This window comes from Microbacterium meiriae (genome assembly GCF_040685015.1).
In the GTDB taxonomy this organism is placed as follows: domain Bacteria; phylum Actinomycetota; class Actinomycetes; order Actinomycetales; family Microbacteriaceae; genus Microbacterium; species Microbacterium meiriae.
Window position 1 is genome coordinate 1,291,663 of record NZ_JBFBHD010000001.1, and the last position, 24,403, is coordinate 1,316,065.

At 70.6% G+C, this 24,403-nt stretch carries 20 protein-coding genes; 6 read left to right on the plus strand and 14 right to left on the minus strand.

Annotation, left to right across the window (positions count from 1 at the left end):
- Nucleotides 1–31: 31 nt before the first annotated feature.
- The 6 genes from AB0N68_RS06310 to AB0N68_RS06335 form a co-directional block, all read right to left on the minus strand.
- Nucleotides 32–502, minus strand: a complete 471-nt coding sequence (locus AB0N68_RS06310) for a DUF3830 family protein (protein ID WP_268777852.1) — start codon at nucleotides 500–502, stop codon at nucleotides 32–34.
- Entirely contained in the window at nucleotides 499–1,257 is a 759-nt protein-coding gene (locus AB0N68_RS06315; protein ID WP_363332345.1) for a gamma-glutamyl-gamma-aminobutyrate hydrolase family protein, read from the minus strand. Before AB0N68_RS06315 ends, AB0N68_RS06310 begins: the two co-directional genes overlap by 4 nt.
- A complete protein-coding gene (locus tag AB0N68_RS06320) occupies nucleotides 1,254–2,744 on the minus strand; it encodes an aldehyde dehydrogenase family protein (RefSeq protein WP_280567657.1) in 1,491 nt (496 codons plus the stop codon). The genes AB0N68_RS06315 and AB0N68_RS06320 overlap by 4 nt, the downstream gene beginning before the upstream one ends.
- Before the next feature lie 115 nt (nucleotides 2,745–2,859).
- Nucleotides 2,860–3,885, minus strand: a complete 1,026-nt coding sequence (locus AB0N68_RS06325; protein WP_025102843.1) for an Lrp/AsnC family transcriptional regulator — start codon at nucleotides 3,883–3,885, stop codon at nucleotides 2,860–2,862.
- Between the two features lie 53 nt (nucleotides 3,886–3,938).
- Nucleotides 3,939–4,592 (minus strand): hypothetical protein, encoded by a 654-nt coding sequence (locus AB0N68_RS06330; protein ID WP_292796804.1) that lies wholly within the window; start codon nucleotides 4,590–4,592, stop codon nucleotides 3,939–3,941.
- Between the two features lie 85 nt (nucleotides 4,593–4,677).
- Nucleotides 4,678–7,239 carry a purple acid phosphatase family protein gene (locus tag AB0N68_RS06335; RefSeq protein WP_292796801.1) on the minus strand — a complete coding sequence of 854 codons (2,562 nt, stop codon included), beginning with the start codon at nucleotides 7,237–7,239 and terminating at the stop codon, nucleotides 4,678–4,680.
- 142 nt (nucleotides 7,240–7,381) lie between these two features.
- Between AB0N68_RS06335 and AB0N68_RS06340 the strand changes: the two genes are divergently transcribed.
- The gene (locus AB0N68_RS06340) at nucleotides 7,382–8,809 is read left to right on the plus strand and encodes a CCA tRNA nucleotidyltransferase (protein WP_292796798.1); all 1,428 of its coding nucleotides are present in this window, start codon (nucleotides 7,382–7,384) and stop codon (nucleotides 8,807–8,809) included.
- An 88-nt stretch (nucleotides 8,810–8,897) separates the two neighbouring features.
- Here AB0N68_RS06340 and treZ read toward each other — a convergent pair whose 3' ends face one another.
- Genes treZ through AB0N68_RS06360 form a run of 4 tightly spaced genes read right to left on the minus strand, consistent with a single transcriptional unit; the run spans nucleotide 8,898 to nucleotide 15,443 of the window.
- Nucleotides 8,898–10,640 carry a malto-oligosyltrehalose trehalohydrolase gene (gene treZ, locus AB0N68_RS06345; RefSeq protein WP_313366493.1) on the minus strand — a complete coding sequence of 581 codons (1,743 nt, stop codon included), beginning with the start codon at nucleotides 10,638–10,640 and terminating at the stop codon, nucleotides 8,898–8,900.
- Nucleotides 10,637–12,985, minus strand: a complete 2,349-nt coding sequence (gene treY / locus AB0N68_RS06350) for a malto-oligosyltrehalose synthase (RefSeq protein WP_313366492.1) — start codon at nucleotides 12,983–12,985, stop codon at nucleotides 10,637–10,639. Before treY ends, treZ begins: the two co-directional genes overlap by 4 nt.
- Nucleotides 12,982–15,162: a glycogen debranching protein GlgX gene (gene glgX / locus AB0N68_RS06355; RefSeq protein ID WP_292796986.1), complete on the minus strand. Its 2,181-nt coding sequence runs from the start codon at nucleotides 15,160–15,162 to the stop codon at nucleotides 12,982–12,984. Before glgX ends, treY begins: the two co-directional genes overlap by 4 nt.
- The gene (locus tag AB0N68_RS06360; protein WP_060922071.1) at nucleotides 15,159–15,443 is read right to left on the minus strand and encodes a hypothetical protein; all 285 of its coding nucleotides are present in this window, start codon (nucleotides 15,441–15,443) and stop codon (nucleotides 15,159–15,161) included. The genes glgX and AB0N68_RS06360 overlap by 4 nt, the downstream gene beginning before the upstream one ends.
- A gap of 206 nt (nucleotides 15,444–15,649) precedes the next feature.
- Between AB0N68_RS06360 and AB0N68_RS06365 the strand changes: the two genes are divergently transcribed.
- The 4 genes from AB0N68_RS06365 (at nucleotide 15,650) to AB0N68_RS06380 (ending at nucleotide 19,642) form a co-directional block, all read left to right on the plus strand.
- Nucleotides 15,650–16,972 carry a GAF domain-containing protein gene (locus AB0N68_RS06365; protein ID WP_268777862.1) on the plus strand — a complete coding sequence of 441 codons (1,323 nt, stop codon included), beginning with the start codon at nucleotides 15,650–15,652 and terminating at the stop codon, nucleotides 16,970–16,972.
- Between the two features lie 170 nt (nucleotides 16,973–17,142).
- Entirely contained in the window at nucleotides 17,143–18,693 is a 1,551-nt protein-coding gene (gene exaC, locus AB0N68_RS06370) for an acetaldehyde dehydrogenase ExaC (protein ID WP_292796991.1), read from the plus strand.
- 70 nt (nucleotides 18,694–18,763) lie between these two features.
- Complete coding sequence (locus tag AB0N68_RS06375; RefSeq protein ID WP_259953760.1) at nucleotides 18,764–19,153, plus strand: DUF779 domain-containing protein; 390 nt, start codon at nucleotides 18,764–18,766, stop codon at nucleotides 19,151–19,153.
- A gap of 84 nt (nucleotides 19,154–19,237) precedes the next feature.
- Nucleotides 19,238–19,642: an arsenate reductase ArsC gene (locus AB0N68_RS06380; protein ID WP_292796997.1), complete on the plus strand. Its 405-nt coding sequence runs from the start codon at nucleotides 19,238–19,240 to the stop codon at nucleotides 19,640–19,642.
- A gap of 31 nt (nucleotides 19,643–19,673) precedes the next feature.
- Here the strand turns inward: AB0N68_RS06380 and AB0N68_RS06385 are convergent, their stop codons facing one another.
- Nucleotides 19,674–20,102, minus strand: a complete 429-nt coding sequence (locus tag AB0N68_RS06385; RefSeq protein WP_292797000.1) for a hypothetical protein — start codon at nucleotides 20,100–20,102, stop codon at nucleotides 19,674–19,676.
- Nucleotides 20,103–20,163: 61 nt separating this feature from the next.
- The gene (locus AB0N68_RS06390; protein ID WP_259953765.1) at nucleotides 20,164–20,802 is read right to left on the minus strand and encodes a TetR/AcrR family transcriptional regulator; all 639 of its coding nucleotides are present in this window, start codon (nucleotides 20,800–20,802) and stop codon (nucleotides 20,164–20,166) included.
- Between the two features lie 63 nt (nucleotides 20,803–20,865).
- Here AB0N68_RS06390 and AB0N68_RS06395 point away from each other — a divergent pair, with 63 nt between their 5' ends.
- Nucleotides 20,866–22,176: a glycosyltransferase gene (locus AB0N68_RS06395; protein ID WP_259953767.1), complete on the plus strand. Its 1,311-nt coding sequence runs from the start codon at nucleotides 20,866–20,868 to the stop codon at nucleotides 22,174–22,176.
- A 223-nt stretch (nucleotides 22,177–22,399) separates the two neighbouring features.
- On the opposite strand, the gene AB0N68_RS06400 is transcribed toward AB0N68_RS06395, so the two are convergent.
- A complete protein-coding gene (locus AB0N68_RS06400) occupies nucleotides 22,400–23,488 on the minus strand; it encodes a hypothetical protein (RefSeq protein ID WP_292797005.1) in 1,089 nt (362 codons plus the stop codon).
- Nucleotides 23,485–24,390, minus strand: coding sequence for a hypothetical protein (locus AB0N68_RS06405; RefSeq protein WP_292797008.1), 906 nt, complete (start codon nucleotides 24,388–24,390; stop codon nucleotides 23,485–23,487). Before AB0N68_RS06405 ends, AB0N68_RS06400 begins: the two co-directional genes overlap by 4 nt.
- Between the last annotated feature and the right edge of the window lie 13 nt (nucleotides 24,391–24,403).

A 24,403-nucleotide genomic window follows, 5' to 3' on the forward strand; every position in this document is an offset into this window, starting at 1 on the left:
TTCGGGATGGGTCCAGCACGGGGGTGGACGCCTAGACCAGGCGTCCGATGGTGAGCTGCTTCGCTCCGTCGATGCGGATCGCGGCGCTCTCCTGAGCGAACTCCGCGAGTCCTTCGGTGATGCCGGCCCAGATGTTGACGGGTGTCCATCCGAGGGGGCCGAGAGTACGGGCACCACGATCGTAGAAGACTCCGATCTCGTACCACTCGAACGGCAGTCCGCCCATCTGCATGGGGCGCTGCCAGTACCACTGCAGGTCACCCGGTGCGGGCACGACCTGCTGGTTCTCCGCGGGCACGGCTTCGGGGTCGAAGTTCTGGGCCTCCTCGGGAAGGCCGACCATGACCTCGGGTCCGGCGTACATGGCGTGCATCGCCTGCATGGTGACCGGCTTCTCCAGCGCACCCCACATGGCCTCGCACGTGCGAGGGGCGAGGTCCTCGAACAGGGTGGCGACGGCGCGGACGCCGTTCTCGTACTCGAGGAAGACCTGCTTGGTCATCGTGTTCCTTTCTGGCCAGCGGACGGTTCCGCTGCGCGTTCACGGGCGGCCGCCACGAACGCCGCGAACAGCGGGCGCTCCTCGGCGGCCTCTTCGGGGGCTGTCATCTTCTCGGGGTGCCACTGCACCGCCCAGAAGGCCCAGTCGTCGTCCGCCTCGACGGCCTCGACGATGCCGTCGGGAGCCCAGGCGACGGGGCGCAGCCCGGGGGCCGGGGTGTCGACGGACTGGTGATGGATGGTGTTGACGGTCCTCGTCGTCGTCCCGTAGAGCGCGGCGAGCCTGCTGTCCTCCGCGAACGCGACGGCGTGCCGGGCGGAGAGCTGCTCGTCTGCTCCTCGCACCGGGTGATGGTCGGCCGTGCCGGGGATGTCGACGATGAGGGAGCCGCCGAACGCGACGGTGCAGACCTGGAGCCCGCGGCAGATCGCCAGCACCGGCAGGCCGCGTTCCCGGGCGCCGAGGGCGAGCGCGATCTCGTAGCCGTCGCGGGCCGAGTCGTACGACTTCCCGTCCTGGGGCTCGGCGCCGTAGTGCGAGGGGTGCAGATCCTCCCCGCCGGAGAGCACCAGTCCGTCGAGCCAATCGAGGACCTCGTCGACACCGGCGGTCGGCGGCAGCAGCACGACGGCGCCGCCGGCGGCCTCGATCGGCGTGGCGTATTCGGTGCCGAGGCTGTGCGCGGGGCGGCCCGTGCCGAGGTCGGTGTCGATGGCGCGGCGCCAGGTGGTGATGCCGATGAGCGGGCGGGTCACGACAGCTCGATCCACGTGGTCTTCAGGTCGGTGAACTTCTCCATCGCGTGCAGACTCTTGTCGCGTCCGAAGCCGGAGCCCTTGACCCCGCCGAAGGGGATGGTCATGTCGCCCTCCTCGAAGCAGTTGACCCAGACGACACCCGCCCGCAGCCGCCGGGAGAGGGTGTGCACGGCGTTGAGGTCGGTGCTCCACAGCGCGGCGGCGAGGCCGTACTCGGTGCCGTTGGCGATGGCGAGGGCGTCGTCGACGTCGTCGTACGCGATGACCGACAGCACGGGGCCGAAGACCTCGCGCTGCGCCACCTCGTGCGCGGGGGTCACGCCGAGCACGACCGGGGCGAAGTAGCTGCCGCCGTCGACGGCGGAGAACCGCTCGGCGCTCCCGGCCGCGAGCTCGGCGCCCTCGGCCTCCGCGCGCTCGACGAACCCGGCGATCCCGGCGAGCTGCTTCTCGCTGACGATCGCCCCCATCGACGTGGACACGTCGAACGGGTCTGCGGGAAGGCTCGTGCGGGCGACCTCGGCGGCGATCTCCAGGGCGCTGTCGTACTGCGCGCGGGGGACGAGCAGCCGGGACGAGGCCGTGCACATCTGCCCCTGGTTGTAGAAGCAGCCGTCGGCCGAGGCTCGGACCGCGCGCTCCAGATCGGCGTCGGGCAGCACGAGGCTCGCCGTCTTGCCGCCGAGCTCCGGCCACACGCGCTTGCCGTTCGACGCGGCGGCGTATCCGAGGAACCGGCGGCCGATCTCGGGCGAGCCCGTGAACGTGACGACGTCGACGTCGGGGTGCTCGCCGAGTGCGCGGCCGGCGACGTGGCCGGCGCCGGGGGTGACGTTCAGCACGCCGGCCGGGATGCCGGCCTCGTGGGCGAGCTCGGCCAGACGCAGGGCCGAGAAGGTGGTGTGCTCGGCGGGCTTGAGGACGACGCTGTTGCCGACGGCGAGAGCGGGGGCGAGCTTCCAGGCCGTCATCGTGAGCGGGAAGTTCCACGGCACGACCGCGGCGACGACGCCGGCCGGTTCGCGGGTGACGAGCGCGAGGCTGTTCGGGGCGGTGACGGGGAGCTCGTCGAGCACCTTGTCTGCGGCCTCGCCGTACCACCGGAAGCAGTTCACGACCGCGCGGAGTTCGGTCTGCAGCGCCTCGCGCACGGGCTTGCCCATCTCGAGGGAGATGGTGAGGGCGAGTTCTTCGGCGTTGTCGTGGATCTTCTGCGCGAAGGCGATCAGCAGCTGGCCGCGTTCGCGGGGGGCGATGCGCGACCAGACGCCCGCGTCGAACGCGGCACGGGCGGAGCGGACCGCGCGGTCGATGTCGGCGGCGGAGGCGGCCGCGATCGGGGGCAGAGCCCGGCCGTCCCGGGGGCTGATCGGTGCGAGGGGCTCGGCGGTCCCGTCCTCCCAGGAGCCGTCGATGAACATGCGGGTGTGCAGCGACAGTGCCGCCGCGCGGTCCGCCCAGTCGTCTCCAGTTGCCGTGAACACGATCGTCCTCTCCAGGGGTGAAGGCCCTGGAAGGGATACTCGCTCTATTTCGCCATCGCGTCAAGGCAATGCGAACGATCTCGCCATTTCTTTACACGTCCGTAACAGAATCGGCCTACAAGCGGATGGCTCCCGTCGGCATGTCCTGCGCCAGCGCCGCCGGCGCCTCGTCCACGATCAGCGAGCCGCGCAGCACCGGTGTGATGACGACGAGGGACTCCACGACCTCCAGCCCGTCGTGGCCGGCGACCGCGGGACCGGTGAGGAAGTCGTAGAACTCGTCCGCGTCGCGCACGAGCACGTTCATGAGGAGCTGCGACGTGCCTGTCGTCGCGACGATGAACTTCACCTCCGGGGCAGCGGCGAGGGCGGATCCCACCTTCTCCAGCCGATCCATCGGCACCCGCAGCCACACGAGGGCCTCCAGCCCGAGGCCGAAGAGGCTCGGCACGATCTCCGTGCGCGGGTGCATGAGCCCGCGGCGGTTGAGCGATTCCATCCGTCGGCGCGTCGTGGTGACATTCAGTCCGAGCGCGCGGGCGAGCTGTGCCACGGGCATCCGTCCGTCCTTCAGCAGGAGTCGGATCAGCGCTTCCTCGTCCTCACTCAGGGCGTCCGCCGGGTCGACCTCGGATCCGGACGACTCGTCCAGCATCCGCACCTGTTCGTCGGACAGCACCCCCACCCGCCAATCGTGCCCGGAGCGGAAGAACTTCAGCACCGTGGTGACGTTGATCGACGCGATGCCCTCCACTTCGGGGAAGTCCGTGAACAGTAGTTCGCGGATCGATGCGTCGTCGTGGGGGAGGAGCATGCCGGCGATGTCGCTGCTGCCCTCGAGGACCGACACGGACGAGGCGTCGGCGCGACGGGCGAGGGTGCGGGCGACGTGCCAGAGCGCATGCGGTTCGGTCGTGATCCGGAACAGGACGGCCCGCGCATGGAGTACGCGGGCGGGGTCGACGTAGGTCGAGACGCGCACAAGACCGCGGTCCAGCAGACGCTGTCCGCGGCGGGCGACCGTACGCTCCGGGAGGTCGACAACGCGGGCGATCTCCCCCCAGGAGGCGCGGCCGTTCACCTGCAGGGCCGCTGCGACGATCCGATCGGTCTCATCGGCCAGGGCATCGTTCGCGGGCACGGGTTCTCCTTCGCGGGTCGGGCACGTGAAGGTTATCCCAGACCCGGAGCGGGTCAGATGTCGGAGTAGTCGTTGGCGCCGCTCTGGATGCCGGTCACCACGTCCTCGGTGAGGACCAGGAGGACGTACTCCACGCCGACCTGTCCCGGGTGGACCAGCGATCGGGTGCCGGACACCTCGCGCATTCCGATCTTCAGGTAGTCCGCGATGCCGTCGCCGTCCTCATCCCACTCGTCCTCCGCGCCCGCCGACAGGGCCTCGGCGCGGCTGGCGCCGAGGCCGACCCCTTCCGGGGTCGTGAACGAGACGGACGGGGCATCCGCCGTCACCGAGACGACGATCCTCGAGTCATCGTCGGTCGCGCGCAGGCCGTCCCAGACGTACGCGGTGTACTCGCCGCCGTAGGGACCCTCGAGCGGCTCCTCCTCCGGCGCGACGCTCATCGCGTCGGCCAGCGCATCGATGACGAGCTCCCTCTCGTCGAACGGAACGAGGGGACCGCCGTTGACGGCGATCCCGTCCACCGAGATCACCACGGTCTGATCCGCGGGCTCCGGTGCGACGGACGTCTCCGGCGTCGAGGACGCTCCGGCCGGTACCGTCGGGGCCGGATCGACGGGGGAGTTCTCCTGGACGCAGGCGGTCAGGGCCATGGCGAGGAGAAGGACGGTGCCCGCGGTGGCGGCGCTGCGGAGGGACCGGTGCATGGTGCGAGCTTAGAGGCCGGGAGTGGGGGGAGACGGCACGGGCGCCGCCGGGAGTGCCGGCGGCGCCCGTGGAGGGAGGAGGGGGTTACTCGGCGTCCGTCGTCTCGATCATTGCGTGCGCACGGCGGCGACGCAGGGCGAACAGGCCGAGGCCGGCGGCGAGCAGCACGACGGCCCCGATGACGAACGGCGTGCTGTCGGCACCGGTCGTCGCGAGGTCGCCGTCGGTCGCGCCACCCGAGTCGCTCTCACCGGGGACGATCGCTCCGCCACCGGCCGCCGCGGTCACGGCCAGGGAGGCCGTCACCTCTGAGCCGTCGGGGAGGATCACGGCGAGGGTGTGCGCACCCGCCGGGGTGCCCGCCGGGATGGTGACGGTGCGCGCGAACGTGCCGTCCGCCGCGACCGTGACCGTACCGAGCGAGACCGGGTCGGACCGCAGCTCGAGCGCGAGCTCGGCGCCCTCCGCGAAGCCGCTGCCCGACACGGCGAGCGTGCCGCCGGCGGTGACCGAGGACGCGCCCAGCTCGACGGTCGCGGGCTTCTCGGGCTCCGGCTCCTCCGTGACCGGCGGGGTGACGCCGGCCTCGGTGACCCACTTCTCGCCCGCGTCGGACTTGGTCACCGTGAACGTGTCGTAGACCGCGCCCACGGGGAGCTCGGTCGTGGCGTCCGGCTGCTTCTCGGCGAGATACGACCGGTAGACGAGCTGGTTCTTCGAGACATCGATCACCTGGTAGGTCGTCACGCCCTGACCGCGCAGCACCTGGGTGGCGCCGTTGTTGGTCCAGACGTTCTTCTCCGGGGTCTCCAGGTCGTAGTGCTTGGCGCCGGAGTTCGACACGACGTACACCGGCCCCGTGGTGAGTCCGGCGGTGTCTGTGGCGTCCGTGTTCACGAAACCGCGGGCATACGTGTGATCGTGGCCCATGAGCACGAGGTCGATGTCGTTGCGCTGGAAGACGGGCAGCCACTCGGCACGGAGCACCGGCTCGTCACGACCGGCCGACGCCGAGAACACCGGCTGGTGGAACGTGACGACGTTCCACTTCGACGGGCTGCTCTGCAGCAGCAGGTCGAGCCACGCCGCCTGGAAGCGGGTCCACAGCGTGCCGATCTGCGACGACGGGCATTCCGCGCCCGTGCAGGACGGGAGCCCGGCCGGCGTGAGGAAGGTCGTGTCGCGCGTCGCGTTCAGGGTGATGAAACGGACGCCCTGGTAGTCGGTGTAGTACGCGGTCTCTGCGGCGAACGAGCTCCAGTGGTCGAAGAACGCGCGGTACTGCTGCGCCACCTCGGAGTCGCCCTTCGCCAGGTTCGCGAGTTCCCCGATCGAGCTCGTGGACGGGTTGTTGTGCGGGTACTCGAACGCGGCCTTCCAGGCGGTGAGGAGTTTGTCCCCCGAGTACTCGTGGTTGCCGGGGGCGGCCATCACGTTGGTGCGCACGGCGGAATCCTCCATGCCCTTGAACCAGTTCAGCCACTCGTTCTCGTTGCTGGACGTGTTGATGAGGTCTCCGGCGTGCACGGAGCCGATCGATCGCGGGGCGTGGGCCTCTGCCTGCTTCACGACGCGCGGCCAGGTGGTGTCGAGACCGATCTGGGCGTCGCCGTAGTAGATGAACTGGAAGTCGCTCGCCTTCGGGTCCGCGGTGCGGAACTCGTGCCAGTCGCTCCAGCTGCCGGGGAGGCCGACACGGTAACGGTACGCGCTGGCCGGGGTGAGGTCGATGACCGTGGCCGAGAAGTGCTTGTTCGGGTTGCCGTTCACCACTCCGGCGTCATAGGCGTCGACCGTCCGGGTGGCCCCACCTGCTGCGGGGCCGATCTCGACCTGACCTGCCGTGTGCGACGGGTCGCCCGCGAGCCAGGAGAACGACTGCGACACCTCCGGCTTCTCGGTCGGGGTGAGGATGACGCGGGTCGGCGGGGCGACGACGGGAGTGCCGGGGTCGGAGGCCTTCACGAGGGTCAGCGACGACATGTCGAAGTAGATGTCGGAGCTCGACGCGCGGTCCTGGAACAGCGACACGGCGATGGTGTTCGTGCCGTCGCGGAGCAGGTCGCCCTCGGCGCTGAACGTGCTGGTCAGGGGGTCGCCGTTGGAGTCTCCGGCGTACTCGACGTTGGTGGTGTCGGTGATGCGGCCGTCGACGTAGCGGGCGACCTCCTCGCCGTTGATCCACACGATGATCGCGTCGTCGAAGGTGACGGTGCTCTGCAGGGCGGCGACCTGCTCGGCGACGCCGGCCTCCAGCTCGAAGGTCGTGCGGAAGAAGTACGTCGGCACCGTCGGTGCCTTCACCCCGTCGAGGTAGTGGTTGAGGAGTGTCTTCGGGGTCTGCGGTCCCACCGGCGCGAGGGCGCCGTTCTTGGCACCGAAGCTGCCCGGTGCGGTCTTCCAGGCGCTGTCGTCGTACGCGGGCAGGGTCCAGTCGCGCAGCGCGGCCGGGGCGGGCGACGGGTCGGAGCCGTCGTCGAGGTAGTGCCAGGGGGTGTCGCCGGTGAGGAGCGATCCGGTCGGCACCTCGGGATCGGGCGCGGCGAGGGCCGCGGGGGCGACGACGGCGCCGCCGAGCACGGCGAGCAGCGCGACGGACGTCAGTCCGCGACGCCGCCACCGCACCGCAGGGGTGGGGGAGGTCATGTCTGTCCTTCGTGGGTGGGTGTCCGTGCTCAGCCGCACGGGGCGCCCCCAGCCCAGCGGAGCCGGATGACCGGGGTCTGACATCAAGACGACGGGGAGGTGAACGCGGGCGCGTCAGGGGGCGGCCGGTACGCTGGAACCCATGCTCAACATGGCCGACGGCCTCGCCCGTCTCGGCGCGCTCGCCGAGAATCCCGTCGTCCGTACCCTCGCGGAGGCCTTCGACGCCGCCGGTTTCGAGCTCGCCGTCGTGGGCGGTCCGGTGCGCGATGCGCTGCTCGGGCGGCAGACGCACGACCTCGACTTCACGACGAGTGCGTCGCCGGATCAGATCCTCGCGATCGTGAAGCCGGTGGCCTCCGCGCACTGGGACATCGGTCGCGCCTTCGGGACCATCGGCGCCCGGGTGCGCGGCGAGCAGGTCGAGATCACGACCTATCGGGCGGACAGCTACGACGGCGTGACGCGCAAGCCGACGGTGGAGTTCGGCGACTCGATCGATGGCGACCTCGTCCGCCGCGACTTCACGGTCAACGCGATGGCCCTCCAGGTGCCCGCGGTGAAGCTCGTCGATCCGACCGGCGGGGTCGAGGACCTCGTGGCGGGGGTACTGCGGACGCCGACGGATCCTCGGGTGTCGTTCGGCGACGACCCGCTCCGGATGCTGCGGGCCGCCCGGTTCAGCGCGCAGCTCGGCTTCACGGTGGAGGAGGATACAGAGCGGGCGATCACCGAGCTCCGCGAGACGCTGAAGATCGTGAGCCCCGAGCGCGTGCAGTCCGAGCTCGTGCGCCTCATGCAGACCGACGACCCCGTCCGCGGCATCCGGGTGCTGGTGGAGACCGGACTCATCGACGAGTTCCTCCCCGAGGTGAGCGCTCTCAAGCTCGAGGTCGACGAGCACCACCACCACAAGGACGTCTACGAGCACTCCCTCATGGTGCTCAGCCAGGCCATCGCGCTCGAGCATGCCCGGAACCCCGGGGCGGCGCCGGACGTGCCGCTGCGGATCGCAGCTCTGCTCCACGACATCGGCAAACCCCGCACGCGCAAGCTCGAGCCGGGCGGTGCGGTGACGTTCCACCACCACGACGTGGTCGGCGCGCGCATGGCCCGCAAGCGGCTGCAGGCGCTGCGCTTCGACTCGGCGACCACGGATGCCGTCGCGACCCTGATCGAGCTGCATCTTCGGTTCTTCGGCTATGCGGAGGGGGCGTGGACGGATGCCGCCGTGCGCCGCTACGTCCGCGATGCCGGCGATCTGCTGGAGCGCCTGCACATCCTCACCCGCGCCGACGTCACCACGCGGAACAAGCGCAAGGCCGCCCGGCTCGCCGCCGCCTACGACGACATCGAGTCACGGATCGCGGCGCTCCGGGAGCAGGAGGAGCTCGACGCGATCCGTCCGGAGCTCGACGGCAACCGCATCCAGGAGGTCCTCGGCATCAAGCCGGGCCGGGAGGTCGGCGAGGCGTACCGGTTCCTCCTCGATCTGCGCCTCGACGAGGGTGTGCTGGGCGAGGCCGTCGCGGAGCAGCGACTCCGGGAGTGGTGGGCGTCGCGCGGTTGACTCCTGCCGGCCCACCCCGTTCCGTGCGTCCCGGCCCCTTACGGCCGCACGCAGGGGGCCGGGAGGACCGGAGAGGGGTGGGTCGACCTCAGTTGACGATGGCGGCGGCGTCCGGGGGGAGTGTCAGGGACGTGGAGGAGCGCGTCAGGGCGGCGGTGGCGAGGAGGAGGTCAGCCGTAGCGGGGACACTGAACGTCGCGGGGGCGGGGGAGAGGTTCACGAGCACCGACACTCCACCGCGATCGATGCGGTAGACGCGGTGCTCGGGGCGGCCGTCCGTCTCCCGGACCTCGACCGTCGTGTGCGCGGAGTCCGGGTCGGTCAGCTCCGGTCGCGCTCGCCGCAGTCGTGCCAGGTCGCGGTACAGCGACAGGAGCCGGGAGTGCTCCGGGGCCTCGGCCTCGGCCCAATCGAGGTGCGAGCGGTGGAAGGTCTCGGGGTCCTGCGGGTCGGGCACCGCGTCCGGATCCCATCCCATGCGGGCGAACTCCGCCGTGCGGCCCTCGGCGACCGCGCGGCCGAGCTCGGGTTCGGGGTGGGAGGTGAAGAACTGCCAGGGGGTCGTGGCGCCCCACTCCTCGCCCATGAACAGCATCGGGGTGCCCGGGGCCGTCAGGGTGAGCACGGCGGCCACCGCGAGCCGATCGGGGGACAGGGTGGCAGGGAGCCGATCCCCGGCGGCGCGGTTCCCGATCTGATCGTGATCCTGCGCGAAGGTCACCAGCCGCCAGCTCGGCACCTCGGCCGGGATCGGGGACCCGTGCGGACGGTCGCGGAAGGACGAGAAGGAGCCGTCGTGGAAGAAGCCGCCCTCCGTCACCTTGGCCACCGCCTCGTCTGCGGCGAAGTCGGTGTAGTACCCGGCGGTCTCTCCAGTGAGCGCGACGTGCACGGCGTGGTGCCAGTCGTCGGACCACTGCGCGGTGAGCCCGTAGCCCCCGGCTTCCCGCGGCAGGATGAGCGTCGGATCGTTGAGGTCTGACTCCGCGATGAGGCTCAGCGGCCGGTTCTGCTGCGCGGAGAGGGCGTCCACGCGTTCGGCGAGCTCCCGCAGCAGGTGCACCGGCCGCCGGTCGTGGAGGGCGTGCACGGCATCGAGCCGGAGTCCGTCGACCTGGAAGTCGCGCAGCCACATCAGGGCGTTGTCGAGGATGTACTCCCGCACGGCGTCCTCGTCGAGGTTCACCGAGTCGCCCCAGGTGGTGCTCTCGCCCTCGCGCAGGTACGGACCGAAGAGCGGGAGGTAGTTGCCGCTCGGGCCGAGGTGGTTGTAGACGACGTCCTGCACGACCGCGAGCCCGTGCGCGTGGGCGGCGTCGACGAAGCGCTGATAGGCCGCGGGGCCGCCGTACTCCTCCTGCACCGCGTACCAGAGCACGCCGTCGTATCCCCAGTTCCAGCGGCCGTTGAAGCCGTTCACGGGCAGCAGCTCGACATGCGTGACGCCGAGGTCGACGAGATGCGCCAGGCGACCGCTCGCCGCGTCGAGAGTGCCCTCCGGCGTGAACGTGCCCAGGTGCAGCTCGTAGATCAGTCCCCCCGCGAGCTGCCGTCCGGTCCACGAGGCGTCGGTCCACGCGAAGGCGGCGGGGTCGAAGGCCGCCGAGGCCCCGTGCACGCCGTCCGGCTGCCGTCGCGACCGCGGATCGGGGCGCAGGTCATCACTGTCGTCGAGGAGGAAGCCGTAGCGCTCACCGTCCGCGAGGACGACGTCGGCGGCCCAGTGCCCCTCTGCCCCCGCCGTGAGTGCGCGCTCCTCCACGGTGGTGCCCGCGTCGTCGAGGCGTCGTACCCGCACACGGGTCGCCCGCGGCGCCCACACCGAGATCATCGAGCCAGCTCGATCAGCGCGACCGGGTAGGTGTCGAGGAGTTCCGCCAGTCGCACGGGCCCGGGCGGGATCCGCCGGCCGGTGAGGAGGTCGGTCCCCGGCAGCTCGGGGCGCATCATGACCGTGTCGCCCCAGCCCCCGCGGCGCGCCAGCGCGACCGGCAGCCGTGTGGCCACGGCGGTCGCGCCGCCGCGGTGCACGGCGATCGCGTGGTCTGCGGCCTCACCTTCGACGACGGCCGGCCGGTAGAAGCGGAACAGCTCCGGATTGTCCCGCCGCAGTCGCAGTGCCCGCGAGGTCACCAGCAGCTTCGCGGCGCCGGAGTCGTCGATCGGGGGGACCACACCGCGGGCGTGGTCCGCGTCGAGCTCCCGCAGCATCCGGGCGCGCAGAGCGAAGTCGACGGGTCGACGGTTGTCGGGGTCGACGAGCGAGAGGTCCCACAGCTCGGTGCCCTGATAGACGTCGGGCACGCCGGGGCCGGTGAGCTGCAGCAGCTTGGCGGAGAGGGAGTTGGAGCGCCCCGCATCGACGATCTCGGCCACGAAACGGTCGAGGATCGGCGCGGCATCGCCCTCGACGGACCGGGCGATCGCGGCCAGGCCCTCTTCGAACTCCGCATCCGGATGCTGCCAGGTCGTCCGCTCCGCGGCCTCACGCGCGGCCTTGGTGGCGTAGGCGAGCAGCCGGTCGGAGGGCAGCGGCCAGGCGCCGACCGCGGCCTGCCAGATCAGCGCGTCGAGCGGGCCGTGCCCGGTGGTCGCCACGTCGCGCAGCTCGGCCAGCACCTCGGCCCAGCGCTCCGGGATCTCCGAGAGCACCGACAGGCGCGCGCGCACGTCCTCCGAGCGCTTCGTGTCGTGCGTGGAGAGCGTCGTCATCGAGTGCGGCCACGCCGCCAACCGCGCCCGCTGCGCGTCGTGGAACTCCTCGACCGACAGCGCGGGGAGGGACGGGTCGGCGCCGACCTCGGTCAGTGTTCCGAGGCGGGTGAACCGGTAGAACGCTGTGTCCTCCACACCCTTCGCCATCACGGCGCCGCTCACCTGCGGGAATCGCTGCGCGACCTCGAGGCGCGGATCGTTCAGCAGCGGCTCCAGCGCTGTGAACGCGGTCGCGAGGTCGGGGCGTCGGCGACGGGCCTCCGCGAAGGCGGCGCGCAGGTGTTCGCGGCCCTCCGGGAGATAGGAGCGATACACGGGGAAGCAGGCGAGGAGCTCGGCCAGCGCGTCGTCGGCGTGCACGATCCCGTGGGGGAGCGTACGCACCAGTCGGCGCACCTCGGCGGCCAGGAGGGTGTCCGCGATCATCCGCTTCGTGTCGTGGATGAGGTCGTGCCAGGGGAGCGCGTCCGGGAGACCGGTCTCCGCGCGGAGCCTGGCATCCAGCCGGTCCAGCGCCGCGACGCCCTCCGCGTCGACGAACAGGCGGTCGAGCTCGGCCAGCGCGTCGTATCCGGTGGTGCCGTCGGTCCGCCACCAGGCCGGCAGGGCCTCGCCCGGCTCCAGGATCTTCTCGACGAGCGTGTACGCGCGTCCGGTCGCGTCGGCGAGCTGCTCCAGGTACGCGCCGGGGTCGACGAGGCCGTCCGGGTGATCCACCCGCAGACCGTCCGCGAGACCCTCCCGGATCCAGCGCAGGATCTCCCGGTGCGACTCGGCGAACACCTCGGGCCGTTCGACCCGGATGCCGGCGAGTTCGGAGACGGCGAAGAACCGGCGGTAGGTGAGGTCGGTGTTCTGGTCCTGCCAGAACCGCAGCTCGTAGTTCTGGGCGCCCAGGAGCGCCGGGAGATCGTCCGCCAGTGCCGCGGTGCCGGGGGCGAGGGGCAGCTCATGCTCGAAGTAGCGCAGAACGCCGTCCGGCGCGTCGGCGGCCGGCGTGGTGTCGACCACGAGCTCGCCGTTCGCGACGACCTCGTCCGGGCTCGCGCCCAGCAGCGGCAGCAGGAGACGCCCGCCGCCCGCTGCCCAGTCGATGTCGAACGCCGCCGCATGACGGGTCTTCCGGCCCAGCCGCAGCACCTCCCACCACCACGGGTTCTGCCGCGGCACGGCCACCCCCACGTGGTTGGGCACGATGTCGACGAGGATGCCGAGGCCTGCCGCCCGGGCGGCCGCCGCGAAGCGGACGAGCCCCTCCGCGCCGCCGCGGTCGGGATCGATGCGGCCGTGGTCCACGACGTCGTAGCCGTGGTTCGAGCCGCGGGTCGCCGCCAGCAACGGTGACAGGTAGGCCCACGAGGCGCCGAGCTCGGCGACGTATCCGGTCACCCCCGCGGCCGCGTCCAGGGGGAAGTCCTCGCTGATCTGCAGGCGATACGTCGAGACCGGTCTGTCGGTCATGACGCAGCCTGCTCGCTCTGCGCGCGGAGCGAGGCATCGACGGAGTCATCCGTGTCGACGGGCTCGCCGTCGAGTTCCTGCAGCACGAGCATGGCCTTGCCCTCGAGCGGCACGCTGTCCCGCGCCCGGAGCTTCCGGTCACCGAGTTCGCCGGCGGTGTCCACGGAGACGAGCCATTCCGCGCCGTGCCGGTCGTCCGGCAGGGCGAGGTCGACGGGCTCGTCGCCGCTGTTGAAGTAGACGAGGAAGTTCACGTCCTCCACGGGGCGTCCGCGGCGGTCGTTCTCGCGGATGCCGCGGCCGTTCAGGAACATGCCCACGGAGCGTCCGAAGCCCGAGTCCCAGTCCTCCGGCGTCATGCGGGCACCGTCCGGGCGCAGCCACACGACGTCGGGGATGCGCTCGCCGTCCTCGTCCTCGTCTGCGACCGGGCGTCCGTCGAAGAAGCGGCTGCGGCGGAAGGTCGGGTGCTCGTGCCGGAGCCGAGCGACCGCCGCCGTGAACTCCACGAGCGGCAGGTCGGCCGCCTCCCAGTCGATCCACGTGAGCTCGTTGTCCTGCGCGTAGCCGTTGTTGTTGCCGTGCTGCGTGCGGCCGAGTTCGTCGCCGTGGGAGATCATCGGCACGCCCTGCGAGAGCAGCAGGGTCGCCAGGAAGTTCCGCTGCTGACGCGCACGGCGCCGGTTGATGTCGATGTCGTCGGTCGGTCCCTCCGCGCCCATGTTGTCGGAGCGGTTGTGGGATTCGCCGTCGTTGTTGTCCTCGCCGTTGTCCTCGTTGTGCTTCTCGTTGTACGACACCAGGTCCCGCAGCGTGAAGCCGTCGTGGGCGGTGACGAAGTTGATGGACGCGACCGGGCGCCGGCCGGAGTGCTCGTACAGGTCGGCGGAGCCGGTGAGGCGGGAGGCGAACTCGCCGAGCGCCTGGGGCTCGCCGCGCCAGAAGTCGCGCACGGTGTCGCGGTACTTGCCGTTCCACTCCGTCCACTGCGGCGGGAAGTTCCCGACCTGATAGCCGCCGGGGCCGATATCCCACGGCTCGGCGATGAGCTTCACCTGCGAGACGATCGGATCCTGCTGCACGAGCTCGAAGAAGGCTGCGAGGCGGTCGACGTCGTAGAACTCGCGGGCGAGGGTCGCCGCGAGGTCGAAGCGGAAACCATCGACGTGCATCTCGGTCACCCAGTAGCGCAGCGAGTCCATGAGCAACTGGAGCGCGTGCGGGTTGCCCGCGTTCAGGCTGTTGCCCGTGCCGGTGTAGTCCGTGTAGTACCGCTTGTCCTCTTCGAGCCGGTAGTACGCCTCGTTGTCGATCCCGCGCATGGAGAGCGTCGGCCCGAGGTGGTTGCCCTCAGCGGTGTGGTTGTAGACGACGTCGAGGATGACTTCGATGCCGGCCTCGTGGAGCGCGCGCACCATGGCGCGGAACTCCTGCACCTGCTGGCCGTCCTGGCCGCCGGCGGCATAGGCGTTGTGCGGTGCGAAGAATCCGAGGGTGTTGTAGCCCCAGTAGTTCGACAGGCCCTTGTCCTGCAGCACCGAGTCGTTGACGAATTGATGCACCGGCATCAGCTCCAGGGCCGTGACGCCGAGGCGCTGGAGATGCTCGATGACCGCCGGATGCGCGATGCCGGCGTAGGTGCCGCGCAGCTCCTCCGGGACCTCGGGGTGCCGCTGGGTGAGCCCCTTGACATGGGCCTCGTAGATGACCGTCTCCGCGTACGGGGTCTTCAGCGGACGGTCGCCGCCCCACTCGAAGAACGGGCTGACGACCACGCCCTTCGCCATCGCGCTTGCGGAGTCGTCGTCGTTGCGGGAGTCGGGGTCGCCGAAGTCGTAGCCGAAGAGGGACTGGCCCCAGTCGATCTCACCGGCGACGGCCTTCGCGTACGGGTCGAGGAGCAGCTTGTTCGGGTTGAAGCGCTGTCCCTGCGCGGGATCGTACGGACCGTGCACACGGTAGCCATAGCGTTGCCCCGGCTGCACCGTGGGCAGGTAGCCGTGCCAGACGAACGCGTCGACCTCTGTGAGCGGCACTCGTGTCTCCGTGCCGTCCGCGTCGAAGAGGCAGAGTTCCACGCGCTCCGCACCCTCGCTGAAGAGCGCGAAGTTGGTGCCCTGACCGTCGAAGGTGGCCCCCAGCGGGTACGCGGACCCGGGCCAGACCTCGCCGCTCATCCGGCGAGGGCGTGGTCGCGCGAACCCGCGGCCATGGCACTGACGATGCTGACGGCATGGTCGTAGTCGTACACCTGAGCGATCTCCACAGCCCGAGGATACGGGTGTCCGAGGTAGCAGACGTAGAGCGGCGGCACGACCTCGATGTATCCGACGGGAGCGTCGTGCGCGACGACGTACCGGTCGAAGTCGATCCGCTCGCAGGCCGGCTCGGTCGCGGCGGGGTGGGCCGCGTCGGCGCGCTGCGAGGAGCCAGTGCTGGTGGGGGTGTGGACGTTCATGGCGCCTCCTGACTCGTGATGGGACCACGATAGGAACCGGGAACGGATTCGAGAACGGTATTGCCATCCGGGCCTCGACCGGCTACGCACCCGATGACGGCGGGATCACTCCCTGTTGCCCTGACCACTGCCGCGGCCGCTGTTCCGCCCGGTCGATCCTGCTCGTACACTGAGGGCACGCTCTCGACTCCAGAAACGGAGAACGCGTGTCTGCGACGTGGCACGATCCGCGGGAGGCGTCGCCGACGGCGTCTCGCCTCCTCGTCGAGCGTGCGCACGAGGAGCTCATCGCCGGCAACCTCGACGACCACCGCCTCCGCGAGGTGCGGCCACTCGTGCGGGAGTCGTGGGAGCGGTCCTGGCGCCGCCGTGTCGGTCCGGAGGCGCTGCCACCGCTCGACCTGTTCGAGGACGAGCTCGACGCCTATCGTCTGACTCACCCGCTCGCCTCCGCGATGGAGATGATCCGCGCGCTGCTGCTTCCCGGCGACTCCGAGGACTCGGGGGTCGTGATCGCCGTCGGAGATCAGGCAGGGCGCCTGCTGTGGATCGAGGGCGATGCGCAGCTCCGGTCCCTCACCGAGGGCATGGGGTTCGTGGCCGGCGCGAACTGGGCGGAGGACGCCGTCGGCACGAGCGCCCCGGGCACGGCGCTCGCCCTGGAGCGGTCGGTGCAGATCCGTGGGGCCGAGCACTACAACCGCCTGGTGCACCCGTGGTCGTGCAGTGCGGCGCCCGTGCGCGACCCGGAGACGCAGCGGGTCCTCGGCGTGATCGACATCACCGGCGGACCCGAAGTGGTGACCCCGCAGGCGCGACTGCTCGTCGACGCGACGGCGCGGGCGGTCGAGTCCGAGCTCCTCGTGGCGCGGCTGCAGCGACGAGCGGAGCCTCCGGCTCGACGCCTGCCGGGCAGGACCCCGCCGGAACCCCTCGCTCGCGCGCGACTGCAGGTGCTCGGACGCGACCGTGCCCGGTTGGAGACCGCGTCGGCACACGAGGAGGCCGTCACCGAGCTCAGCGCCCGGCACGCGGCCATCCTCCTGATGCTGGCCGTGCACCGCCAGGGCCTCTCCGCCGACCGGCTCGCGGAGCTCGTCTACGGTCCCGGGGTCTCGCCGGACACCCTGCGGCCGGAGATGGTGCGCCTGCGCAAGGTCCTGGAGCGGGCGGCCCCGGATCTCGTGCCGGAGTCCCGCCCGTATCGCCTTCCAGTGCCGCTGGAGACCGATGCTCAGGACGTGCTATCCCTCCTTGATCGCGGCGCCCACCGGGTCGCGCTGACGGCCTACCGGGGGCCGGTGCTGCCGGATTCGACTTCGCCCGGCGTCGAGGAGTTCCGCGATTCGGTCCGTGCGGCGCTGCGGGAGGTGATGCTGTCGGGGGCGAGTCTGGACGTGCTGCTCGCCTATGCGGACACCCCCGAGGGGAGCGAGGACGCGGAGGTGCTACGGCTCGCGCTGGAGATGCTGCCGGCGCGCTCGCCGCGTCGTGCCGGTCTCGTGACGCGGATCGAGCGCCTCGACTGATTCGAATCGCCCGATTGGTCGCATTTCGGCCGCGGATGCAGCCAGGTGGGCGATTCGAGCCGGGTGCAACCGCGTGCAACGTTGCGCACCGGGAGTGCAACGGGGAGCGGCCTAGCGTCGAGGGAACACCGCGGCATCGACGCCGCGGCGCCCCCGTCGAAGGAGACCCCATGACCATCGTCGAAGAAGACGTGTCCCTCGCCTACGCCGCCCCCGGACAGCCCGGAGCGGTCGCGAACTACCGGCCCCGCTACGGTCACTACATCGGCGGCGAGTTCGTCGAGCCCGCCAAGGGCCAGTACTTCGAGAACATCAGTCCCGTCAACGGCAAGTCCTTCACCGAGGTCGGCCGCGGCACCGTCGAGGACATCGACCGCGCCGTCGACGTCGCCTGGAAGGCCTTCAGCGCCTGGGGCAAGACCAGCCCCGCGGAGCGCTCCGTGATCCTGAACCGCATCGCCGACCGGATGGAGCAGCACCTCGAGGAGATCGCGGTCGCGGAGACGTGGGAGAACGGCAAGCCCGTGCGGGAGACCCTCGCCGCCGACATCCCGCTCGCGATCGACCACTTCCGCTACTTCGCGGGGGTGCTCCGCGCGCAGGAGGGCGGCATCAGCCAGCTCGACGAGAACACCGTCGCGTACCACTTCCATGAGCCGCTCGGCGTGGTCGGGCAGATCATCCCCTGGAACTTCCCGATCCTCATGGCCGTGTGGAAGCTGGCGCCGGCGCTCGCCGCGGGCAACTGCATCGTCATCAAGCCGGCGGAGCAGACCCCCGCGTCGATCCTGTTCCTGTTCGACATCATCGGCGACCTGCTGCCGGCCGGGGTCGTGAACATCGTGAACGGCTTCGGGATCGAGGCCGGCGCGCCGCTCGCGCAGCACAAGCGCATCCGCAAGGTCGCCTTCACCGGCGAGACCACGACCGGCCGCCTCATCATGCAGTACGCCTCGCAGAACCTCATCCCGGTCACCCTGGAGCTCGGCGGCAAGAGCCCGAACGTCTTCTTCGAGGATGTCGCCCGCTCCACGAGCGACCCGTTCTACGACAAGGCGCTCGAAGGCTTCACGATGTTCGCGCTCAACCAGGGCGAGGTCTGCACCTGCCCGTCACGCGCCCTCATCCAGCGCTCGATCTACGACGGCTTCCTCGCCGACGGCCTCGAGCGTGTGGAGAAGGTCGTGCAGGGCAATCCGCTCGACCCTGCGACGATGATCGGCGCGCAGGCCTCGAACGATCAGCTGGAGAAGATCCTCAGCTACATCGACATCGGCAAGCAGGGCGGGGCCCGGCTGCTCACGGGAGGCGAGCGCGCCGACCTCGGCGGCGACCTCAGCGAGGGCTTCTACGTGCAGCCGACCGTGTTCGAGGGGACGAACGACATGCGGATCTTCCAGGAGGAGATCTTCGGTCCGGTGCTCTCGGTCACCTCGTTCGACGACTTCGACGACGCGATCTCGATCGCGAACGACACCCTGTACGGGTTGGGGGCCGGTGTGTGGAGTCGCAGCGGCGACACCGCGTACCGCGCGGGCCGGGCGATCGAGGCTGGTCGCGTGTGGACGAACACCTACCACCAGTACCCGGCGCATGCCGCGTTCGGCGGGTACAAGCAGTCGGGGGTGGGCCGCGAGAACCACAAGATGATGCTCGACCACTACCAGCAGACGAAGAACCTCCTCGTCTCGTACGCGGAGGGCCCGATGGGCTTCTTCTGATCCGCCCGAGCCCGAGTGTCGGGCGGCGCTCGCCGCGCCGTCCGGCACTCGGCATTCCGGAAGGAGTCCCATGGCCAGTCAGACCACGCCCGCCCGCGTCGCGGTGACCGACCCCGCCGCCGCGCTCGTCCGCGAACTCACCGCGCAGCACGGGCCGCTCATGTTCCACCAGTCCGGCGGCTGCTGCGACGGCTCCGCCCCCATGTGCTACCCCGTGGGGATGTTCCTCACCGGTCCCGGCGACGTGCTCCTCGGCACCCTCGACGTCGGGCTCGACGATCCGGTCGAGGTCTACATGTCGGCCTCGCAGTTCGAGTACTGGAAGTTCACGCACCTCACCATCGATGTCGTGCCGGGACGCGGCGCCGGGTTCAGCGTCGAGGGCCCGACGGGGATGCGGTTCCTCATCCGGTCGCGAATGCTCGACCCCGCCGAGCTGGCGGGCCTCGGCCTGGCCTGAGGGCCTTCGAATCGCCTGATTGGTCCCATTTCGGCCGGAGATGCAGCTAATCAAGCGACTCGAACGGGATACGCTGGCCCCATCGTGAACGCACCACACCGACCCTCCGTCCTCTTCGTCTGCGTGCACAACGCGGGGCGCTCGCAGATGGCCGCCGGCTTCCTCCGGCACGTCGCCGGCGACCGCATCGAGGTGCGCTCCGCCGGGTCGATGCCCGCTGCCGAGATCAACCCCGTCGCGGTGGCGGCGATGGGGGAGCTCGGCATCGACATCACGGCCGAGCAGCCGAAGGTGCTCACGACCGAGGCCGTGCAGGCGTCGGACGTCGTGATCACGATGGGCTGCGGTGACGCGTGCCCGTTCTTCCCCGGCACGCGCTATGAGGACTGGGTGCTCGATGACCCCGCCGGTCAGGGAATCGATGCCGTCCGGCCGATCCGCGACGATATCCGCGGCCGCATCGAGACCCTCGTGGCCGAGCTGCTCTGACCCGCGCGCAGCCCGCCCCGTCGAGCACCTGTCAGGGGGAGAGCTTCGGCCTGGAGCTCTCTGGCAGCGACGGCACCGGAGTGCCCTGGACCCGGACTGCGGAGTTCAGGTAGAGAGCTGCCACTGCGAGCGCCACCAGGCCACCGATCACGGCCAGCACCGGACTCGGTGAAGCGAATGCTCCGGAGGAGGCCATGATCCCTTGGATCAAGAACATTGCGCTGAGGAGGATTCCGCTCCCTCGTGTGCTGGTCATCTTCCACCAGGGGCGTGGGGCGTCCGACTCTCCGGGGCTACGGAACGTTCGTGCCGCCACGACGACGGCCGCCACGATAACCACGGTGGCCCACACGAATCCGAGTTCGAACCTGAGGACCGTGAGCGGTACGACGGTGAGCACGATCCCGACGATGACGACGAGCAGATACCCGACCTTGGCGGTCGGTGTCCTGATGCGCATGAGTAGCACGTTACGCGTTGGTTGACGAATCGGTCAACGAATGTCCTCGCCGACCTCGTCGTCACGCCGACGGAGAGGCCGCGGCGAGCACAGCACTCCGCAGCCAGGAGCGGTAGCGGTCCGGCGACCAGCCGGACTGCACGACGAGCTGCTGGTGGCTCTCGGGCGAGAGCAGGAACGAGAGCACGTCGGCGAGGGTGTCGCCGTCGCGGTCGGAGGCGACGATGCCCCGGCGCTGCAGTTCCGCCGCGAACCCCCGGTAGTCCGCCGCCCGGTTCGCGAGGATGCGCTGGAGGGCGGCATCGACGACCGGGTCGGAGAGCGCCGCACCCAGGAGGACCGTCCAGAGGGCATGCCCGCGCTCGTTCGCGGCGCCGATCTGCGTGATGACGGCGTCCAGGAAGACATCGTCGGGCAGGGCCGTCAGTCCCGAACCGGCCTCGGTGTCGGCGAGGGTCTCGGCGGCTTCCGAGCCGGAGAAGGTGACCTCGAAGGCGGCGATGAGCAGTTCCGCCTTCGCCGCCGTGGTCTTCACCGTCTCCGCGGACACCCCGGCCTCCTTGGCGATCGCGGAGATCGTCGTCGCCTGGTATCCCTGCGCGGCGAAGAGGCGGGCGGCCGCCGCGACGATGCGCGCACGGGTCTCCTCGGCCTGGCGGGTCCGCAGGGCGGAGCGGTAGGGGCGCACACTCGACGTCATTGACTTTCCTCAAAGGGTGATGAATACTTCAACGGTACAACCAACCCTATCGAGAGAGCCGCCATGTCCCGTTACCTCCTCACCTGCACTCCCGCTCACGGGCACGTGCTCCCGCTGCTGCAGGTCGCCAGGCACCTGGTCGCGGGCGGGCACGAGGTCCTCTTCCTCACGAGCAGCCGATACGAGGAGCGGGTGACAGCGGCCGGTGCGCTGTTCCGCCCGCTGCCCGCGGAGGCCGACGTCGATCTCGACGACGCGAACGGCGCGTTCCCCGAGCGCGAAGGTCTCACCGGGGCGGCCGCGCTCCGTTTTGATATGAGCACCCTCTTCATCCGCCCGGGTCGGGCTCAGCTCGAGGCCGTGCGCGTCGAGCTGGCGCGGAACCGCATCGACGCGGTCCTCACCGAACCGCTGTTCGTCGGTGCGGCGCTGCTGCAGCGGTTGCCGAAGGCCGAGCGGCCCCCGGTCGTGGTCCTCGGGATCTTCCCGCTCGGCGCTCGCAGCGTCGACACGGCCCCGTTCGGGCTCGGAGTCACGCCGATGCCCGGGCCGTTCGGACGCGTGCGCAACGCCTTCCTGCGTCTGGTGGCGGAGCGCGTGATCTTCGGGGGCGTGCAGAAGGAGGCCGATGCCATGGCGCGCGAGGCCGTCGGCCGCGATCTCGGCGGATTCGTGCTCGACTGGGCGGGCCGCGCCGACGCGTACGTGCAGTTCTCGGTTTCCGCGTTCGAATACCCACGGTCCGACCTCCCGGCGTCCGTGCATTTCGCCGGGCCCCTTCCGGCCGCGCCGTCGACGGCACCGCTGCCGGACTGGTGGTCCGACCTTGACGGTCGGCGGCCCGTGATCCACGTCAGTCAGGGCACCATCGCCAACGCGGACTTCGGTCAGCTCGTGCTTCCCACGATCGCCGGGCTCGCCGCGACCGACGCCCTCGTGGTGGTATCCACCGGCGGCCGTCCTGTCGACGCGCTCCCGGCGGAGCTGCCGGCGAACGTCCGGGTCGCCGAGTACTTGCCCTACGACCGGCTGCTGCCGGAGATCGACGTGTTCGTCACCAACGGCGGCTTCGGCGGGGTGCAGCAGGCCCTGGCCCAGGGCGTCCCGCTGGTGGTCGCGGGTCAGACGGAGGACAAGGTCGAGGTCTCCGCCCGAGTCGGGTGGACCGGCGTCGGCGTCAACCTGCGGACGAATGCGCCGAAGCCGGGACAGGTCGCCGCGGCCGTGCACCGGGTGCTGGTCGAGCCGGCGTTCCGCGACCGCGCACGGCAGGTCGGAGAGGCGATGCGCGCTGCGGACGCCTGGCAGACGCTCGACGCGGTCCTGGCGGGGGAGGCCACTCGGGCCGCACCAGACAGCGCGATGCACCGCTGACTGCCGCGCGGGAAAGTGCATTCCCGCGCATGAACGCAACCGGGTGCAACGTCCGCCGGTATACCATCCGGGTATCGCCACGCAGCGTCAGTCCCCAGCTGACCACGGGCGGGACGGTCGAACCGTCAATGCGGAGGGAACGTCGAATTCCTTTCGATCCCGAGGGGGGATGGGGTGGGCGTCGGTTCCCCAGAACGACACCCACCCCCACATCGGACCGTCGTCAGTTCCAGCGGCTGAGCATCCAGAAGACCGCGAATCCGATCACCACGAGGATCGGGACCCACGTGCCCGTGCGCTTGAGGCGCCGACCCTGCGGCGCGACCCCCGGTGGCGGGGTGATCATCCCCGCCGGCGGAGCGAACGGGAGCGCGTGGCCCCCGGGCGTCGCCGCGGCAGCCAGGCGGTCGTCGCGCCACCGCGCCCACTGGTCGAGCTTGGTCAGCAACGCGCCCACCGTCCCGAACAGCCAGGCCCACGTCGCCGGATCGAGTGTGGAGGCCCGGCGGGGCGTGTAGAGGAACAGCCAGTCGTCGACGATCTCGACGTCGAGCTGCGCGGCGTTGTCGATGAAGCGCGCCATGATGTCGGGCGTGAAGAGGTAGAGCGCGTCCTGCTCGTAGCCGTCGGGGCAGTAGAGGGTGAAGTGCTGATCGAAGTCGCCCTCGAGCGACAGACGCTGCGCCCGCTGGAACGATGCCGGCAGGTTGGAGCCGAAGCCGTTGTTGCCCTTCGCGTCGAGCACGATGTTCGGCAGGGGCACATCCAGCTTCACGGCGACGTAGCCCCAGCGATACGTCGTCGAGTTCTTCCCGGACTGCACCGTGTACTGGTAGTTGCCGAACTCCACGAACCGCGGGTGGGTTCCGCGGACGAGGTCGGTGGCCAGGCGCGAACGGCCGAGGTGGAAGATCATTCCGGGCAGCGGCGGATCGTCCACGCGGGACTCGTACGTCATGCCGTTGGCCTGGGCGAACCGGTGCAGGCGGTACCGGGCGGTGCGCGCGTTGCGGACGCCCATCCAGACGAGCACACCCACCCCCGCCGCCACCAGGAGCAGGAGGACGAGCGGGATCGCCGCGGAGGCGGGGGACCCACTGCCCGCTGCCAGCGCCACCACCACGGAGGCGAGGATCGGGAGCAGCACGACTCCGGCGATCGCCACGGCTACGACGGCGATGATCGACGACACCGCCATGCCGGTCGTCCGCCGGGACCGGAGCTCCGCCGTGAAGGCGCGGACGGCGGCCGGGTCGACCGGATCGGTGAGGGGACGCGCGTCGAACGACGCCGACGCCTGCGGAGACGTCATCGGTTGACCTCGTCGGCGTCCCAGGTGAGGTCGGCGCCCTCGCGAAGCGCCTTCGCCTCCAGACGTTCGTCCGTGCAGATCGCGCGGACGAGGTCGGGCGAGCCCGCGACGATCGTGGAGTCGTAGTCGATCTCCGAGACCATCACCCACGCGTGATCGGCGGGCCAGAGGATGTTCGGGCTCTGCGCGGAGGGCGGGAAGCCGTGCTCCTCGCCCACCCGGTCGCGCCACGGCACGCCGAGCACCCAGGCCGGATCGATGAAGTCCCTGGCGCCGCCGGAGAACAGCACGTAGTCGCGCCCGGGGAGCTGCAGCCGCGGCCCTTCGGAGATCTCCCGCGAGAGGATGCCGTCCTGCCAGGTGGGCTTCCGGAAGACGTTGTTGAACGGGTCGTGGATGCTCCGGTCGAGCATCGCCTGATGGTTCGGGTCGTCGCTGAACGTGAGGAACGCGCGGGACGGGCCGTCGCCGAAGAACCCGACGAGGGCGCCGAACCCGTCCCAGAGCGCGACGACCCCGTCGTCCGGGGTCGCGGTGTGGGCGGCGAGGTGCCCGGCCAGGATCGACACGAGGTCGCTGTCGAGCGCACCCTCCAGCGGCGCCGTGAACTCGCGGCCGTCCGGAGCGATGCGGGTCCGCCAATCGGCGTCGACGGCAGTCCGCACGATCCGGTGCCACTGCGCCTCCGCGTGCATCGTCGTGCCGAAGGCGGCGGCGGTCTGCGCCCAGCTGACGCGTACTTCGGAATCCGCTGCCGTGGGACTCTGCCGCACGGTGGCGGGATGGAAGACCCGGGCGTACGCGGGGAAGCCGCGGGGGACGACCGCGTGCATGCTGCCCAGACCGTCGTCGAGGGTCTCGCGCAGCCACGCGCCGACGCCGGGGTCTGCGATCCACTCCATGCGACCACGGTAC

Coding starts and splice junctions, on each gene's coding strand:
- AB0N68_RS06310 (WP_268777852.1), bottom strand. CDS start 502: ATGACCAAGCAGGTCTTCCTCGAGTACGAGAACGGCGTCCGCGCCGTC.
- treZ (WP_313366493.1), bottom strand. CDS start 10,640: ATGATCTCGGTGTGGGCGCCGCGGGCGACCCGTGTGCGGGTACGACGC.
- AB0N68_RS06360 (WP_060922071.1), bottom strand. CDS start 15,443: ATGAACGTCCACACCCCCACCAGCACTGGCTCCTCGCAGCGCGCCGAC.
- AB0N68_RS06330 (WP_292796804.1), bottom strand. CDS start 4,592: ATGCACCGGTCCCTCCGCAGCGCCGCCACCGCGGGCACCGTCCTTCTC.
- AB0N68_RS06335 (WP_292796801.1), bottom strand. CDS start 7,239: ATGACCTCCCCCACCCCTGCGGTGCGGTGGCGGCGTCGCGGACTGACG.
- AB0N68_RS06385 (WP_292797000.1), bottom strand. CDS start 20,102: ATGCGCATCAGGACACCGACCGCCAAGGTCGGGTATCTGCTCGTCGTC.
- exaC (WP_292796991.1), top strand. CDS start 17,143: ATGACCATCGTCGAAGAAGACGTGTCCCTCGCCTACGCCGCCCCCGGA.
- AB0N68_RS06375 (WP_259953760.1), top strand. CDS start 18,764: ATGGCCAGTCAGACCACGCCCGCCCGCGTCGCGGTGACCGACCCCGCC.
- AB0N68_RS06400 (WP_292797005.1), bottom strand. CDS start 23,488: ATGACGTCTCCGCAGGCGTCGGCGTCGTTCGACGCGCGTCCCCTCACC.
- treY (WP_313366492.1), bottom strand. CDS start 12,985: ATGACCGACAGACCGGTCTCGACGTATCGCCTGCAGATCAGCGAGGAC.
- AB0N68_RS06405 (WP_292797008.1), bottom strand. CDS start 24,390: ATGGAGTGGATCGCAGACCCCGGCGTCGGCGCGTGGCTGCGCGAGACC.
- AB0N68_RS06340 (WP_292796798.1), top strand. CDS start 7,382: ATGCTCAACATGGCCGACGGCCTCGCCCGTCTCGGCGCGCTCGCCGAG.
- glgX (WP_292796986.1), bottom strand. CDS start 15,162: ATGAGCGGCGAGGTCTGGCCCGGGTCCGCGTACCCGCTGGGGGCCACC.
- AB0N68_RS06395 (WP_259953767.1), top strand. CDS start 20,866: ATGTCCCGTTACCTCCTCACCTGCACTCCCGCTCACGGGCACGTGCTC.
- AB0N68_RS06390 (WP_259953765.1), bottom strand. CDS start 20,802: ATGACGTCGAGTGTGCGCCCCTACCGCTCCGCCCTGCGGACCCGCCAG.